Raw genomic sequence first — 14,566 nt, forward strand, 5'->3', positions numbered from 1 at the left:
ATTATCCGATTTTGTCTTTTGGTTCAATAATAGCTCCTAATTCAACTTTTCTTCTTGCTCCGTTTTGTCCGAATGTTGTAGTTACTTTCGGAACAAAATATTGTACAGAGGAATTGTTAGATTGAGTCGAACCTGAATCTGTGTTCTTTTGTTGCCCATTTCTGTATGGGTATCTGTTATCTGTAATGGTAACACCCATACCTCTAGTAGCATAAGGGATTAGAAAACTAGTTAAATCGCCTCTATATCCTGTGTATTTAAGTTTGTCTAATTCAGCTTCGCCTCTTTCTTTTAATTCTTTTTCAGTACCTAAATTGTAAAAATGCAAGGTGCGTTGCTCACCAGTTTGTTCTCCAACTATGGTTTCTATTTTAGTATTATCCTTTTGAACACCTATTACTTTTACATACAGCTCTACATCTTCTTTTTTAATGTATTTTAAATCATGACTTACCACATTTTTTTGAACATGGTAATTAGCAGATTTCCCAATATTTATATCCATTCTTAAACCAGCATGAAGTTTCCCATCATCGTCTAAGAATATCGAAAGTCCATATTCGTCTTTTATTTTCTTAAGAGCTTGAGCTCCGTTTTTGCTTTTTATAGCAAATTTTTCAAAATTTACATCAGGAATATTTCCACCTAATTCGATGTTTACATCGTTTTGAGTTTTATTAGTTTCATCTAGAATATGACCAAGAACTTCTTTTAATGTTGTTTTTTTAAAGTTTTTATTAATTCTTGTCTTTCTAATATGATAAACTGCATCTTCACATTCTATATTTACGATGTGATTTTTAGGACTTACGTGTTTTACAAAACCTTTAAACTCTTCACGCTCCACATCTACACCTTTGTAAGATAAATTTATACTTACTGGCATTCCTGTTTTTATTTCACTTTCCAGTTGTTTTCGTTCTTTTGTGTTGTTTTTTGAATCAAAGAACGCACTGGCAGGCATTTTAATCACAGCTGTATCAGATAATAGGTCTACTGATTTTACTATCTGTACATCGTGTACACGTTTAAATGTGTATTCGCCTATTTTAATGTTACAGTCTAAAACAAACATGTTCTTTTTATTTTGAAAGTAATTTATCTCTGTTATTTAATTCAGCAAAGAAATCATCATCACTGATTGCATCTATGGTGTATCTTTGAGAGTAGGGTTGACCTTGCATTTTGTCAATGCTATATCCTGTTATTACAATTTTTTCTATCCCAAATAGTTGAGCTAAATCATTTTTTAATTCTAAAGCTTCTTGTTGTTGACAAAGCTTTATGATTTTATTAACCTGATCTGTAGGATATTCACGTTTGCCAGGTTCTATACAAACACCTTCAATTTTAATTTTATAATCATTAGCACTTATTAATTCTTTAACTGTACCACGGTTTTGACTACCAACAACTACAGTTTGAATTATTCTTTTTTGAGTGCTAAATGTTAGTAGAGGTTCATTTGGTAATCGAGTTCCTCCAATTTCAACATCCATAAAAAATGGAGTTCCTAAATGTGTTCTACCTATTCTAGCAGTTCCAATAGAGTTTTTGTTTTTTAAACTTTGCTTTAATAAAGATTTATCAAACTCTTTTCCTGATTTATTATGAGCTTTTTGTGTAAAGTCTCTAATGTTAAAAATATTGATCATTACGAATTATTTGTTTGCATGTGATTTACAGAATTTAAAACACGTAATAGTGATTTAATTAACATGTCTTCCATATCGTTAGTTCCTTCTTTTAAGTTTTCAGATTGAATAACCATATTTTCAACTAATCGATCAAAATGAACATTAATATGGGTTTGTTTTTTGCCGCCATCAGTAATGTTACTTATGCCTTGAGTTGTTGTATTATTAGTTGTAGAACTTGTAGGAGCTTTATCTGGAAACTTAAAACCTTTCTGCATTTTCTTTAGGTCGGCTTTAAATCCTTTTGAGTCAAAAGAAAGGCTTCCCATTTTTCTTACTCCGTTAAGAGCTTGTAATGCATTAGATGCTGTTTTTTGTTTAAAATCGTTTACTCTTTGCTTTCTTTCTTCTTCAATTTTTTTGAGTTTGATTTCAGCTTCAGTTGTGATTTTTTCGTTCAATTTATCACGTGCTCCAGAAAAATCTCCATTCCAAGCAAGTTTAATAGCAGCCCCAACATTTTTTACATATTGAATTGCTCTTTGTCCAAAGTCAACAACGTTATACCAAGCTTTTTGAAAACCGTAAACGATAGAATCTATGAAAAAACTAAAGTTTTCTTTTAGTTGACTCCAAACTGCACTTAATATGTCTTTGAAACCTTGCCATGCTGTAGCCCAACCTTTAGTGTATTTTATAACAATGGCTATTACGGAAATTAAAGCAACAATACCAAGAACGATCCATGTAATTGGGCTAAGTCCCATGATAATATTCCAAACTAACCAAGCTCCAGCTACGGCTCCAATTATTGGAGCAGCGGGTTTTAGCACTTCAAATAGAGTATTTAGTCCTAATGCTATGTATGAGATTGGAGTTACTAAAAAATCTAAAACTTTTTTAAAAATACTTATTGCACCAGCTGCTGCAGAAGTTCCTTCTTTTAATCCGAACATAGCTCTTAAAAATCCGCCTACTGTACCTGCAAGATTAACAATCATACTAATTATTGGTTCAGCTGCTTTAGATATAGTTTTAAAGCCTTTAACGAATTCCGTAGCAAAATCAATTAGTTTGTTAGCGACTGGTTTAAAAACACTTGTAATTCTACTTAGCTCTTTTTTATAAAGTTTGTTAAGGTTAGCTAGTTTTTTTTTGTCGCCAAATTTTTTAACGAACTTGCTAATTTTATCATATGTTGACTTTAGCTTTGTTTTTATTCCTTTAAAATTTAGAGAAGGAACAGCGTACTTTTTTTGAAAAGCTTCATATTTAGCTTTAAATTTACCATATTTTTCAACAGTAGCTTTTATCAGTTTAAAAGGTGCAGAGATAATTTTTGAAACTACATTTGCTCCTTTTTTTGCTGCTCCTAATGCAGTATTAGCTAATGAAGCTAATCCTTTGCCTACTAATCCAAGTGAAGCACCACCAATTTTTGCAATTCCATTAGCAAATATTTTTACAATATTTGATACTACACTTTTTCCAGGTAAAGAGTTAATTAAGCTATTGAAAAATTTTGAAGTTTTTTCTGCTAGAGGTTGTATTTTATTTGATAAAGCAGTTGTTAAATTATTAACACCTTCAGAAATATAGCTAGCTACACCACTTGAGAAATTTTTAATTTGTGTTGATACATTATAAATTGTTTTTCCAAAATTTATAAGATGAGTAACAAATTGGCTATCTATTATACCTTCTGTTCCTAATGTAAAAAGAGCAGCAAAGCTTAATGCTTTAAATTGTTTTTTAGAGTTTTCAATAAAAGACTCTACTCCTAAAGAAGCTTTATTGAATCCTTTATTGATAAGATCGGCAGCTCTTTTTGAATTCGAATCTACAAAGTTTGTAATTTCTTTAAATTTTTTGTTTACAGACCCTGCAATATTATTGTATACTTCGTTTATAGATTCTGCAGTTTTATTAATTCCTTTTCTTACAGGATCAAAAGTTTTGCTTATAATTCCAGTAAAGTTTTTAAAACTTTCCTGGGTTTTTGAAGCGGCTTTTTGAATATCACTAAAGCCGCTTTTTAAATTATCTAAATGTTCTTGATAAGAGATTGTGTTTTTAGAAGCTTCTTTAACATTTTCGTCTAACTTCTCTATTTTATCAATGGTTTCAGAAATAGGTTGTACTATTTTGTCGAAGGTTGTATTTAGTTCTTTTAGTACTTTAAGTAATTCTTCCATGATTATAATATGATTTTAACTTGCGGCTTTAGCTTCTTTTTGTCTAATATCTTCTAATTGTTTAAACTTCTCTGCCCATTGTTTATCGGTTAGGACAGAGGGTTCAATATTTAAATGATACTGCATAAGTGTATCTACATAAGTAATCCAGTTATGTTTCGGGTCCCCTTGGGCACCCTCTAGCACTTTTTTAGCTCAGCCTCTTTTATTTCAATTAATTTGTCAATTTGTCCGGCAGCAGCGAAGAATAAACTATCATTAGTTTTAATATCATCGTCTCCGCCTAACCAACAGTTTTCTAATACTACTTCAGCAAAACCTAAAGGATTCGTTTGTGCATTTGTCATAGCATATGAAAGGGTTTTACGATCTGGTTTTTTTAAATATCCTTTTTTACCATCTACGGCTACTTCGAATACTTCTCCGTGTTGTTGCTTCCAGCTGTTGATTTGTTCTTTATTAATTTTCATAATATTAAATGTTTATAGTTTTAAAGTATTTGTGTTTTTGAATCTTGTTTTGGTAAAAGTGTTTGTTGAAGAAAGGAGCAAGGCTTTCTAATAAAGGACATATTATTAGCCCTGCTCCTGAAGAATGAAACAAATACACTAGCTAAAAAACTAATCTTTTGTTCACAAACACTAATTACCGAGTGTTGGTGTTTATGCAGCTAATCTGCGTAAATACATGATTGGTAAAGTGATTTCCATGAATTTATCACCTTGTTTTAATTCTCTGTTATCTTCAGTGAATTCTACTCCTTTTAACATATATGTTGCAATTTTATCTGGAGCAGAGTTTCTTACGAAAGAAACAGTGATGTCGAATGGAGGTAAATCTGTTAAATCTTCCTCTGGAGCTAATAATAATTGTAAAGCTTCCACTTCGCTTTGTAATAATGTTAATTCTCCTTCTGGAGTTTTGTTACCATATTGTATAGCGTGAGGATCTTCTCCTCTTGCCATTAAATATTCTTTTTCTCTTTTTACAGAAAATTTTACTCCACGGACACGAGTAAGAACTCTTCCTAACATTACAATTTGTACATCTGCCCAACGATATTCAGGGCTTTTACTATCAAAAGTCATTTTTTAAATTTTATTAATAAGTTAAACGTTAGTTTTAAGGGGGTTACGATAAGCTAGTAGTAAAGCCTAGTTCAACAGTGATATATTTTGCATATCCTACGGGTAAAATATCTAATGATACTCTTACTTCATTAGTTGCTAATACATCTTGAGCAGGGTCGATAAAAGTTCTAACAGCAGAAATTTCACCATTTTGAGTCATAGTTAAATTAATTGCATTGTCTACTAAACCTTCCCAACTCTTAATTAAAGCTGGAGCAATTTTACCGTTCGCTTCTAATGGAATTTCATCTAAGATTTCGTTAACAAATACTCCATAAGCAACACGTCTTGCTTTGTAAATTGTACGAACTCTTGTGATGTTGTTTAAATCATCGCTAGCAACAGTACAAGTAGGAGCATCATTAAAGAAATATCCAGAACGACCTACGAAAGATCTTAAAAAGATGTATCCTTTATTGTGGATATTATCCCATGCGTTTTCTAATTCTTCAATAGCTTGTTCGTTAGTAAAGAAACCTTCAATTGCAGGTAATGATCCAGATTTTACACGACCTGGGTTTCTCATTACAGGATCTTTAGCTAATCTACCTAATAATAAACCTACAGCAGCGTTTTTACTTCCGTCTGTGTTTGATAAAAGGATAGAAACGAATTCTTGATCTGAAGTAGAATAATCTTTTAAGTCAGCAACCGTTCCATTGAAGTCTTTTCCGTCAATAATAACAGAAGCTTCTTTGTATTTGTCAGCATAACTTTCAATTAAAGCTTGAGCTTTTACTACAGCATTATCAACGTCAGCATCTACACCATTTGCAATAGTTGCAGAACCATCAGATTTTCTAGAAACTGCAATTAAGCGAACAGCTCCTTTAGCATCATCTAATAATTTTTTAGCGTAGTTTTCGTCTGAAGAAACCATATCTTCCATAGAAACAGCATCAGCAACTAACATTAACCAAAGCTCAGCTCCATTGCCAGCTTCTTGATAGAATTGTTGTACGTGTTTGTAAGCATAAGGGTTGGCAGTTGATGTGATACCAGCTGCTTCAGCTTCGTCTAAGCTAAATACTTGAAATGATTCTCCAACTTGAGCGCCTCCAGAAACAGAAGTTCCTGTTAAAATCATAGCAGATACGCCATCTTCGGTTTGAGCTACTTGCCCTAAACCATCATTGTTTACATTAATTTTTACTTTAGGTAATCCATTCATTTTTTTATAGGATTTTTGGTTTAACAAATTTCACAATCGTTCCTCCTAGGAAAAGGATTAGTACAATTCCACCAATCCAAATCAGGGGTTTCAACAGTTCAGGTATATATTTTTGTGGAATCACAATAGTTTCCTGTTTTTGTTGATTAATTTCTTTATAGTGTTTTATAATTTCTTTCTGTAATTCTAAAAGTTCTTTTAGTTCATCAGCAATACATTCAGCTTCAATAGTGTTTCCCACTCTTTTAATGCTCAGCTTGGTGTAGTTTGAGCGTTTTACAATAGCTTCTTCAGTAAGTTTATTGATAGTCTCTCTAAGTTTTACAGTGTCAGCTTTCCTGGCAATCACAATGGTGTCTATTGTATGAGATTCTTTATATATTGAATCTTTAATTTTAATAGTGTTTTGTGTTGCTGGTAGCTTTTTAAAACTTCGACAAGAGTTGATTAAAAGAGAGAGAAGTATTAAACAGCTTAAGAGTTTAATTTTTCTCTTCATTTTTATTTTTTAAAGGTTACAGTATTCTTTTCTAGCATCGAAACATGGACAAGCTTTTATGAATTCAAAAGGCTCTATAATACCATTCTTATTTATGTCTGTAGAAAAATCTCTGTGTCCTAAAATTCTTGCTTGAGGATATTTTTCTCTTAATATTGATAGTAATTCTCTTAAGGCTCTTTTTTGTTTTCTTGTTCTTGTGTCTTTTGGAGAAAGCCTTTTATTTAAACCTCCGACATATACAATTCCGATTGAGTTTCTATTATGTCCTTTAACATGAGCGCCGATTTTATATTCTGGTCTTCCTTCTTCTATAGTTCCGTCTAATCCTATTACATAATGATATCCTATTCCTTTCCAGCCTCTTTCTTTATGCCATAAGTCAATATCTTTAGCTGTAAACTTTTTTCCTGCAACAGTAGCGGTACAATGAATAACAATGTGTTTAATTTCTCTCATTCTTTTTTCTTTTTTAATTCCCCCGAAGGGTTTGCAGTTCCCTCATTCATAAGAAGAGGTGAACTGCCTTTTGGTGACTCTATAATAGTATAGTTTTTATACTTCGTTCGAGTTGTTTGACGATGCAAAGATGGGACGGAATTAGAGTTCTGACAACTTGATTATCAGTGTTTGCAGGTAGATTTACAATGATTGTATTTCGATTCGCAATGGTTGATTTTGGGTTTTAAAAATCCATGTAGTTAAAGCAACTTTGTATCAGAATTTAAACTAAAAAAAATATGAATGATTTTAAATTAGACGAAACAGGTGATTTACTAATTGTAAACGGAGATTTTGTAGTTACAGATGCTACATTACAACATCAAGAGCATATTATTTTGGCTCAAAAAGGAGAATATAAAGAATATCCAGAAATAGGAGTTGGAATTTCAAATATGTTAAATGATGAAAATCCAAGAGATGTTATTACTCAAATCAGAAGAAATTTTCAATATGATGGTATGGAAGTAAAGCAATTGGATTTTAATCAAGCAGGAGATATTATTGTAGATGCTCCTTATAAAGAAGTATAATTAAAAAATAAAAGTAATTATGAGTGTAAGAGTAGAAATATTTAATGAGCTATCATCTAGGTTGGAAAACATGAATTTCTTTCAAATTATTGATATTTATAAAGGACAGTTTTCTGATGAAGAGGCAAATGGGATAACTAATTTTCCAGCTGTTTACATTTCTATAAGTAAGATTGATTATGAAGAAATGACGGTTGATTTTATTGAGGGTAGAGCAGTAGTGGATGTTTATGTGTTTTTTAAACAGTTTAATAACACAGATATCTTAGATAAAAATAAACCTAGTTCTTTGGAGATTTTAACTATAATGGATGAAACTGTAGATAAGTTGCATGGAGCTACTGGAAGCTTCTTCTCAGAGTTATCACAAACAGGTGAAGAAGATTTGAGCTTTATATATGAAAAACCCGCTTTCAAAATTTCATTTTCAACTGAAATTAGAAAGCGAGTTGAGCTTGGTAACTATATTTTAAACTAGTTTAAAAAGGCGCTTTTATAAGCGCCTTCATTATTTAATATTGCAGAGATAGTTCGTTTACTTATAAAAAACTCTAAAGATAAAGTTTCTAATACTGCGTCGTATTTCCATTTAGGATATTTATTTGAAATTTGACTAAAACGTTGTTTTACTTTTTGATTTCTCAGTACAATTAAATTGTTATTTCTTGCCATAGATATTTCGTTTATAAATGGAGGTTTGTAGTAAAGTTTTAAAAGACTGTGAAAGTTTTATTTACACAGTCTTTCGAGTTGGTTTTTAATCTTTTAAAATAATTGTTTTATTATTCAATCTTTTGTATTTAGCGCCTTGACTAAGTTTGTCTTTTTCTATTTCCTTAGCAAGTTTTAACGCTTTCTTTCCTTTCTTTTTTAAATAATTTTGAGATTCCATAGATTTTATTGAGAGTTATTTTTACTGTTTTTTTCTTCTAAAAGAAAATGAATTACTATTGCGCAAATCATAATCATAGCTGTATTAGCTTGAATTTTTAGAAGCATACTCACGTCAATCGAGGTTAGTTGTATCAAAACAACTGTAATCAGTAATGTAATACAAGAAATACCAATTACAATAAGCCTGAAATTTTCCATAAGGTTTACAAACTAGAGAATTGAATGTTAATGTCTTTCCACTTATTGTTTTCATCTCTAGTCTTTACGCGACAGTATTTAGAAGACCCGGAAACACGTTGGCAATCACTTAATTTTTCAAATTCTTCAATTAGTTTTTCGTCTCCCATATCTTTAACTTGTTTACGAGCTTTTGCTAATAACTTTGGATCATATTCACCTTTGTTTCCTTTAATTAACAAGCCATCTAAAATGTTGTATAAACCTTTGTTTCGGTTTGCAAACTTATTTTTAAAGATTTCTTTAATAGCATTAATATGAACATTAGCTTCTTCTGTAAACTCTATACGTTCTTGATAATCTACAGTAACCATTATATTGCCTTCTTTGTTTTTTCTAGAGAATGATTTTACTTCTTTTGGTTGTCTTCCGTTTAAATTATACATTTCTTTATACAATCTATTTGCTTCTCTAATGGTTTCGTCTTTAAGTTGTTTTAATTGATTAGAAAGAATCGCAAATTTTTCAGCTGTTTTACTACAAAAGTTTTCATTTTCTTTTTCTAATTGAGCTCTTTTGTTTTGATAAATTAACTTTCTTTCTTGTTGTTTTTTTGCTAAAGCAGCTACTAATTGATGTTCAGTTAATGTGTCGAGGTTAATCGCGGCATTCATAAGCTTTTTTTTCTTTTTTAAATTATTTCAGGTTTAATCCAGTTTTCTTCTATAATGCAATCATTAATATCTAATACCTTATCGTTTACAATTTCGCTAACAGTATATTTGGGTTGAGAGCTTTGCCCGTCCATTACCCTAAACCATGAAGCTATTTCGAGATTACAGCAAATTCCCTCTCCAATAGTCATAATTTTTTGTTCGTTTCTACTATAAGCAATAGCGTTTCTTAATTCTTTAATTCTATTTTCTATTTCTCTTAATCTCATTTTTTTGGTTTTTTTTAAGTTCTAATTCAATTTCATTTTTATCCTTTAATAATGCTGCATAAATTTCATCATCAAAGTTCTGAGCTAGCATGAGTTCGTATTCCTCTATGCGTTTTTGGAGTTTTTTTTGTGTTTTCATACATTTTGTTTTTAGTATAACTGTTTTTTAAAAGGAAGTTTTTCATAGAATATTTTTTAAGTGATAATTTTCTTCTTTTTTCATTTGTGTTTTGTTTTTGTTTAATTTGAATCTCTTTTACTTTTTATAATTTTTTATTATAATAATAATTCAACCTGTTTTCTTAGTATTCTTGGAAGAATTGATTAAAATGATAATTTTCAATTATTTTTACTTTAAAATCTTGTTTTAGTGATTTTTATTTCTTTATATTTGTTTAGTTGATTATTTCATGACAAATATAGTTGATAATTTTCAATAAAAAAACTTTAGGAAGAAAATTATTTCTTTTTTTTATATTAAATTTTATTTTTTTTGATACTTCCCCCGAGAATTCCTGAATAAATTAGAGTAAAGTTTTTAAGTGTAATTTTAAATAGCGCTATATTGGCTTATGGATAAGTAGGGTTATGTTTGTTCTTAAAAGTTGAATATGAATAAAAGTAAATTATTATGGGTACTATAGATAGAATAAAGGTTTTGGCTGATCATGAGAATATTAAAATTACAGCTCTTGAAAAGCAAATAGGAGCAAGTAAAGGTGTTCTAAGTAGAGCTTTTAATAATAAGACAGATATACAAAGTAAATGGTTGACTAAGATAATTGAAAATTATCCCCATTTTGATTCTTTGTGGTTGTTAACAGGAAAAGGTGAGATGTTGGTTAAGTCTGATTTGGTTGTAGATAGTGAGGTTGTAGCAAACAATGTGTTTAAATTAAAGACAGATCATGCTATTGGTAAGCAATCAGTGCCGTTATATAATGTAGAAGCGGCTGCGGGTTTAGTGGAGTTGTTTCAATCTCATGGCGATACTCAGCCTGTTGGGACTTTAAATATTCCTAATTTGCCTAAATGTGATGGGGCGGTTTTTGTGACTGGAGATAGTATGTATCCGTTGTTAAAAAGTGGTGATATTGTGGCGTATAAGCAAATTTATGATTTTCAATCAGAGATTTTTTGGGGTGAAATGTATTTAATATCGGTAGAGGTTGCTGGTGAAGAATTTATAAGTGTGAAATATATCCAAAAATCAGAAAAAGGTGAAGATTATATTAAGTTAGTGTCTCAAAACAAGCATCATCAACCTAAAGATATTAACATGTCTAAAATTAGGGCTATGGCTTTGGTTAAGGCTTCTGTTAGAATGAATTCTATGGCTTAGTTCTGGTGATATAAAAACCCACTCATTAAAAAATGAGTGGGAAAATTGCTATGAAAAAGAAAAGTACAGAACGTCTTCCGTACTGTACTTTAATGTAAGCATAAATTATGCCAAAAACAAATTAATTTAAATTTTCTTATTCAGTGAGTTCAAATCCTTTTTCAAGAGTTGTGGTTGAGCTCCCTCCAATGAAAACTAGAAATTTTCCAGCTTCTATTACGTGTTCTCCTTCATTGTTAAAAAAACCAAGTTCTTTTTTTGACAAGTTAAACTCAATAGTTTTGCTTTCTCCTTTTTTTAAGTTAACTAATTCAAAACCTTTTAATTCTCTTACTGGTCTTGTTATACTTCCTACCAGATCTCTTATGTATAATTGAACGACTTCTTTTCCGTCAAACTTACCTGTGTTTTTTAAATCTACAGTTACTTTTACGGTGTCTTTAATGTTGAATATTTCTCCGTGAACTTTTAAGTTGCTGTATTTAAATGTAGTGTAGCTTAAACCATGTCCAAATGGGTATAGAGGAGTGTTTTTAGAGTCGATATAATGAGACCAAAAAACATTAGGTTCTTCTTTAGGTCTTCCTGTGTTTTTGTAGTTGTAGTATATGGGGATTTGTCCAACATTTCTTGGAAAAGTCATTGGAAGTTTTCCGCTAGGATTGTAGTCTCCATAAAGAACGCTAGCAATTGCATTTCCTGACTGAGTTCCTAGTTGCCATGTTTCTACAATTGTAGGGATATTTTCATCAGCCCATTCTATAGTTAATGGTCTACCGTTGGTTAATACTAAAATAATATTTTTGTTTGCTTTATAAACTTCTTCAAGTAATTCTTGTTGTAGTCCAGGTAGGTTTAATTCAGTTCTGCTTCTTCCTTCGCCACTTTGGAATCCGTGTTCTCCAAGAACTAGAACAACTACATCTGCATTTTTAGCGGTGATAGCAGCTTGTTTAATTTCTGAACGATCTGTTGTGTTTATTTTTACTTGCTGGGTAAAAGAAGTTTTTTCTTCTGTTAAGTTTAGGCCTTTTTCAAATAAAAGTGTATTTCCTTTATATTTTTGCATTCCTTCAAGAACAGAAACGGCAGTATTGTCATCGGAGCCTAATCTCCAACTTCCTAAGGGGCTGTTTTTTTCGTCTGCTAATGGTCCGATTAAGGCTATCTTTTGTCCTTGTTTCTTAAGAGGAAGTAGGTTGTTTTCGTTTTTTAATAAAACAATTGATTTTTTTGCAACGTCTAAAACAGCATCATGATGTTCTTTGTTTCCAATGTTATTTTTTTCGTTTTCTGGATCACAATATTTGTAAGGATCATCAAATAGGCCTAATTCAAATTTAACAGTTAAAATTCTTCTAGTGGCATCGTTTATTAATTCTTCTTTAACGATGCCATCTTGAACTAATTTAGTAAGTTCTCTAATATAAACGTAACCTTCCATGTCCATGTCAGATCCTGCGATTGATGCTAGTTTTGCTGCTTGTCTTTTGTTTTCCGCGTGTCCCCAGATAATGATTTCATTTATCGAGGCCCAATCGGATACTACAAAGCCATTAAATCCCCATTTATCTTTTAAAATATCTCTTTGCAAGAATTTACTGGCTGTTACAGGAACTCCATTAAGTTCGTTGAAGGAGTTCATTAGTGTTTTTACTCCACTGTCAACGGCAGCTTTAAAAGGAGGTAGTACTGAATTGTAAAGGGTAGAAGTTCCAATGTCTACGGTGTTGTAGTCTCTTCCAGCTTCCGAAAATCCGTATGCAGCAAAGTGTTTTGCACATGCTGCTATTGTGTTATTTTTAGATAAATCGTCTCCTTGGAAACCTTTTACTCTAGCTTTCGCAATTTTTGATCCTAAATAAGGGTCTTCTCCAGCGCCTTCCATAACTCTTCCCCATCTAGCATCTCTAGAGATGTCGACCATAGGGGCAAAAGTCCAGTTGATTCCAGAAGCAGAAGCTTCTATTGCTGCTATTCTCGCTGATTTTTCAATGGCTTCTAAATCCCAGCTTGCTGCTTCGGCAAGAGGTATTGGAGCTAGTGTTTTGTATCCGTGAATTACATCGAATCCTATAATTAAAGGTATTCCTAATCTTGTTTCCTCCACAGCTATTCTTTGTACTTCTCTTACGTTTTCGGTGCCTCTTACATTTAGCATAGATCCTACCCATCCTTTTTTAAGGTGTTCAAACTTAAGTTTAGCTGTTCCAGCTTCGGGTACTGGACCTGTAACATCCCAAAAACCATTGTATTGATTCATTTGACCAACTTTTTCTTCAAGGGTCATTTTAGAAAGTAAAGAATCTACTCTTTCTTTTATAGTTTCGTTTTTAGTATCAATCATTGAGTTATTGTTTTTTTTGTAAGAACATCCAAAAAGAAATATAGAAGACATATAATATATTGTAGTTTTTCTCAGGTGATGTTTCATTGTGATCTGTATTTTTAGAAAAGTGGTGTAAAATTAAGCTACAAATCCATTAATTAATTTACTCAAATGATCAAAATTTGATATTTTTTTTAATTATTTAATATTTTTTTGTTATTTAAATGATGAAAAAGTATTACAAAACTTTTTGTATTCCGTTAAATTCTGATCTAAATTCACTTGGGGTGTTGTTTTTTATTTTTTTAAACATTCTGTTGAAGTTAGCTAGGTTGTTAAATCCACATTTATATGCGATTTCACCAACGCTTAAATCTGTTTCAAGTAAAAGTCTGCTTGCGTAGCTAACTCTTGTGTTATTTATATATGATACAAAGGTTTTTCCTGTTCTTTTTTTAATGAATCTATTGAAGGAGACTGGAGTCATGTTAACTAGTTCAGAGATTTCGTCTAAAGAAATTTTTCTACTGAAATTGTTTTGAACATACTCGTATACTTTTTTGATTTTTTCACTATTTTCAAAATCGTTGTAGTTTGAAAAAGATGTGGATAGAAGTTTTTGATTTCTAGAAATTGATAAATCATGAAGTATAGAAATGAATTCTAGAAAGTAGTCTATTCCAGATGTTTTAGGTAGTTCAAGTAGTCTAGGCATGATTTCTTTAATTGTTTTTTCGGAAAATGAAATGCCGTGAATAGATCTGTTGAGCATATCTCTTACTGATTTGAAAACTCTTCTAGATAGTAGTTTTTCGTCAAGTAGATCATTGTGTATGTGTATTGTTATTTCGTGTATTTCCTTTTCTTTACAGTTGTGTAGTTCCCAGCAATGCGGTAGATTAGGGCCTACAAGAACAAGTTCATAGTCGCTTATTTCTCCTATGTGATCACCTATGACTCTTCTTACTCCAGAGCCTTTGTGTATGAAGTTTAATTCGTATTCGGGATGAAAATGAATCGGAAAGTCAAAATCATCTTTAATTCTATAGTAAACTAAAAAGCTATCTGAGGGAGATAGTTGTGTGATTTCTCTGTGGATGTTTTTATTCATTTTGTAAAATTTTACGCTTGTTTTTGTATTGTTTGTAATTTTTATGGTTCAATAATATTAAAAAATTATTAATGAATGACAAAATTATATTAACGATTAGTTAA

Annotated in this window: 18 protein-coding genes; 3 read left to right on the forward strand and 15 right to left on the reverse strand. The window is 31.1% G+C overall.

Annotated features, from left to right (window positions below):
• Position 1 precedes the first annotated feature (1 nt).
• The 8 genes from ACSIGC_RS16500 to ACSIGC_RS16535 form a co-directional block, all read right to left on the reverse strand.
• Positions 2-1,075: a late control protein gene (locus tag ACSIGC_RS16500; RefSeq protein WP_442265876.1), complete on the reverse strand. Its 1,074-nt coding sequence runs from the start codon at positions 1,073-1,075 to the stop codon at positions 2-4.
• A gap of 7 nt (positions 1,076-1,082) precedes the next feature.
• Entirely contained in the window at positions 1,083-1,655 is a 573-nt protein-coding gene (locus tag ACSIGC_RS16505; RefSeq protein WP_442265877.1) for a DUF6046 domain-containing protein, read from the reverse strand.
• Positions 1,655-3,832 carry a hypothetical protein gene (locus ACSIGC_RS16510; RefSeq protein WP_442265878.1) on the reverse strand — a complete coding sequence of 726 codons (2,178 nt, stop codon included), beginning with the start codon at positions 3,830-3,832 and terminating at the stop codon, positions 1,655-1,657. Before ACSIGC_RS16510 ends, ACSIGC_RS16505 begins: the two co-directional genes overlap by 1 nt.
• A gap of 179 nt (positions 3,833-4,011) precedes the next feature.
• Positions 4,012-4,302: a hypothetical protein gene (locus tag ACSIGC_RS16515; RefSeq protein ID WP_442265879.1), complete on the reverse strand. Its 291-nt coding sequence runs from the start codon at positions 4,300-4,302 to the stop codon at positions 4,012-4,014.
• Positions 4,303-4,494: 192 nt separating this feature from the next.
• The gene (locus ACSIGC_RS16520) at positions 4,495-4,920 is read right to left on the reverse strand and encodes a hypothetical protein (protein WP_299682975.1); all 426 of its coding nucleotides are present in this window, start codon (positions 4,918-4,920) and stop codon (positions 4,495-4,497) included.
• Positions 4,921-4,963: 43 nt separating this feature from the next.
• Entirely contained in the window at positions 4,964-6,133 is a 1,170-nt protein-coding gene (locus tag ACSIGC_RS16525) for a DUF2586 family protein (RefSeq protein WP_442265880.1), read from the reverse strand.
• 4 nt (positions 6,134-6,137) lie between these two features.
• Positions 6,138-6,632, reverse strand: a complete 495-nt coding sequence (locus tag ACSIGC_RS16530) for a hypothetical protein (protein ID WP_442265881.1) — start codon at positions 6,630-6,632, stop codon at positions 6,138-6,140.
• Positions 6,633-6,641: 9 nt separating this feature from the next.
• The gene (locus tag ACSIGC_RS16535) at positions 6,642-7,091 is read right to left on the reverse strand and encodes an N-acetylmuramoyl-L-alanine amidase (RefSeq protein ID WP_442265882.1); all 450 of its coding nucleotides are present in this window, start codon (positions 7,089-7,091) and stop codon (positions 6,642-6,644) included.
• Positions 7,092-7,372: 281 nt separating this feature from the next.
• Here ACSIGC_RS16535 and ACSIGC_RS16540 point away from each other — a divergent pair, with 281 nt between their 5' ends.
• Both ACSIGC_RS16540 and ACSIGC_RS16545 read left to right on the forward strand, forming a co-directional pair.
• Entirely contained in the window at positions 7,373-7,666 is a 294-nt protein-coding gene (locus tag ACSIGC_RS16540; RefSeq protein WP_442265883.1) for an oxidase, read from the forward strand.
• 19 nt (positions 7,667-7,685) lie between these two features.
• Complete coding sequence (locus ACSIGC_RS16545; RefSeq protein WP_442265884.1) at positions 7,686-8,144, forward strand: hypothetical protein; 459 nt, start codon at positions 7,686-7,688, stop codon at positions 8,142-8,144.
• Here ACSIGC_RS16545 and ACSIGC_RS16550 read toward each other — a convergent pair.
• From ACSIGC_RS16550 to ACSIGC_RS16570, 5 genes are all read right to left on the reverse strand, one after another.
• A complete protein-coding gene (locus tag ACSIGC_RS16550; protein WP_442265885.1) occupies positions 8,141-8,338 on the reverse strand; it encodes a hypothetical protein in 198 nt (65 codons plus the stop codon). The two genes, ACSIGC_RS16545 and ACSIGC_RS16550, sit on opposite strands and share 4 nt — an antisense overlap.
• A gap of 85 nt (positions 8,339-8,423) precedes the next feature.
• Positions 8,424-8,558, reverse strand: coding sequence for a hypothetical protein (locus ACSIGC_RS16555; protein WP_299682990.1), 135 nt, complete (start codon positions 8,556-8,558; stop codon positions 8,424-8,426).
• Positions 8,559-8,763: 205 nt separating this feature from the next.
• Positions 8,764-9,411 (reverse strand): DUF3164 family protein, encoded by a 648-nt coding sequence (locus tag ACSIGC_RS16560; protein WP_442265886.1) that lies wholly within the window; start codon positions 9,409-9,411, stop codon positions 8,764-8,766.
• A 17-nt stretch (positions 9,412-9,428) separates the two neighbouring features.
• Positions 9,429-9,680 carry a hypothetical protein gene (locus ACSIGC_RS16565; protein WP_299682996.1) on the reverse strand — a complete coding sequence of 84 codons (252 nt, stop codon included), beginning with the start codon at positions 9,678-9,680 and terminating at the stop codon, positions 9,429-9,431.
• On the reverse strand, positions 9,655-9,819 hold the full coding sequence (locus ACSIGC_RS16570) for a hypothetical protein (protein WP_299682998.1): 165 nt from the start codon (positions 9,817-9,819) through the stop codon (positions 9,655-9,657). The genes ACSIGC_RS16565 and ACSIGC_RS16570 overlap by 26 nt, the downstream gene beginning before the upstream one ends.
• A gap of 492 nt (positions 9,820-10,311) precedes the next feature.
• Here ACSIGC_RS16570 and ACSIGC_RS16575 point away from each other — a divergent pair, with 492 nt between their 5' ends.
• A complete protein-coding gene (locus tag ACSIGC_RS16575; protein ID WP_442265887.1) occupies positions 10,312-11,022 on the forward strand; it encodes a S24 family peptidase in 711 nt (236 codons plus the stop codon).
• 136 nt (positions 11,023-11,158) lie between these two features.
• Here the strand turns inward: ACSIGC_RS16575 and bglX are convergent, their stop codons facing one another.
• Together bglX and ACSIGC_RS16585 are read right to left on the reverse strand one after the other, a co-directional pair.
• Positions 11,159-13,369: a beta-glucosidase BglX gene (gene bglX, locus ACSIGC_RS16580; RefSeq protein WP_442265888.1), complete on the reverse strand. Its 2,211-nt coding sequence runs from the start codon at positions 13,367-13,369 to the stop codon at positions 11,159-11,161.
• 220 nt (positions 13,370-13,589) lie between these two features.
• Positions 13,590-14,462 (reverse strand): helix-turn-helix domain-containing protein, encoded by an 873-nt coding sequence (locus ACSIGC_RS16585; RefSeq protein ID WP_442265889.1) that lies wholly within the window; start codon positions 14,460-14,462, stop codon positions 13,590-13,592.
• Positions 14,463-14,566: the final 104 nt, after the last annotated feature.

It is taken from the genome of Tenacibaculum aquaeponti, from assembly GCF_052084715.1.
GTDB lineage: Bacteria > Bacteroidota > Bacteroidia > Flavobacteriales > Flavobacteriaceae > Polaribacter.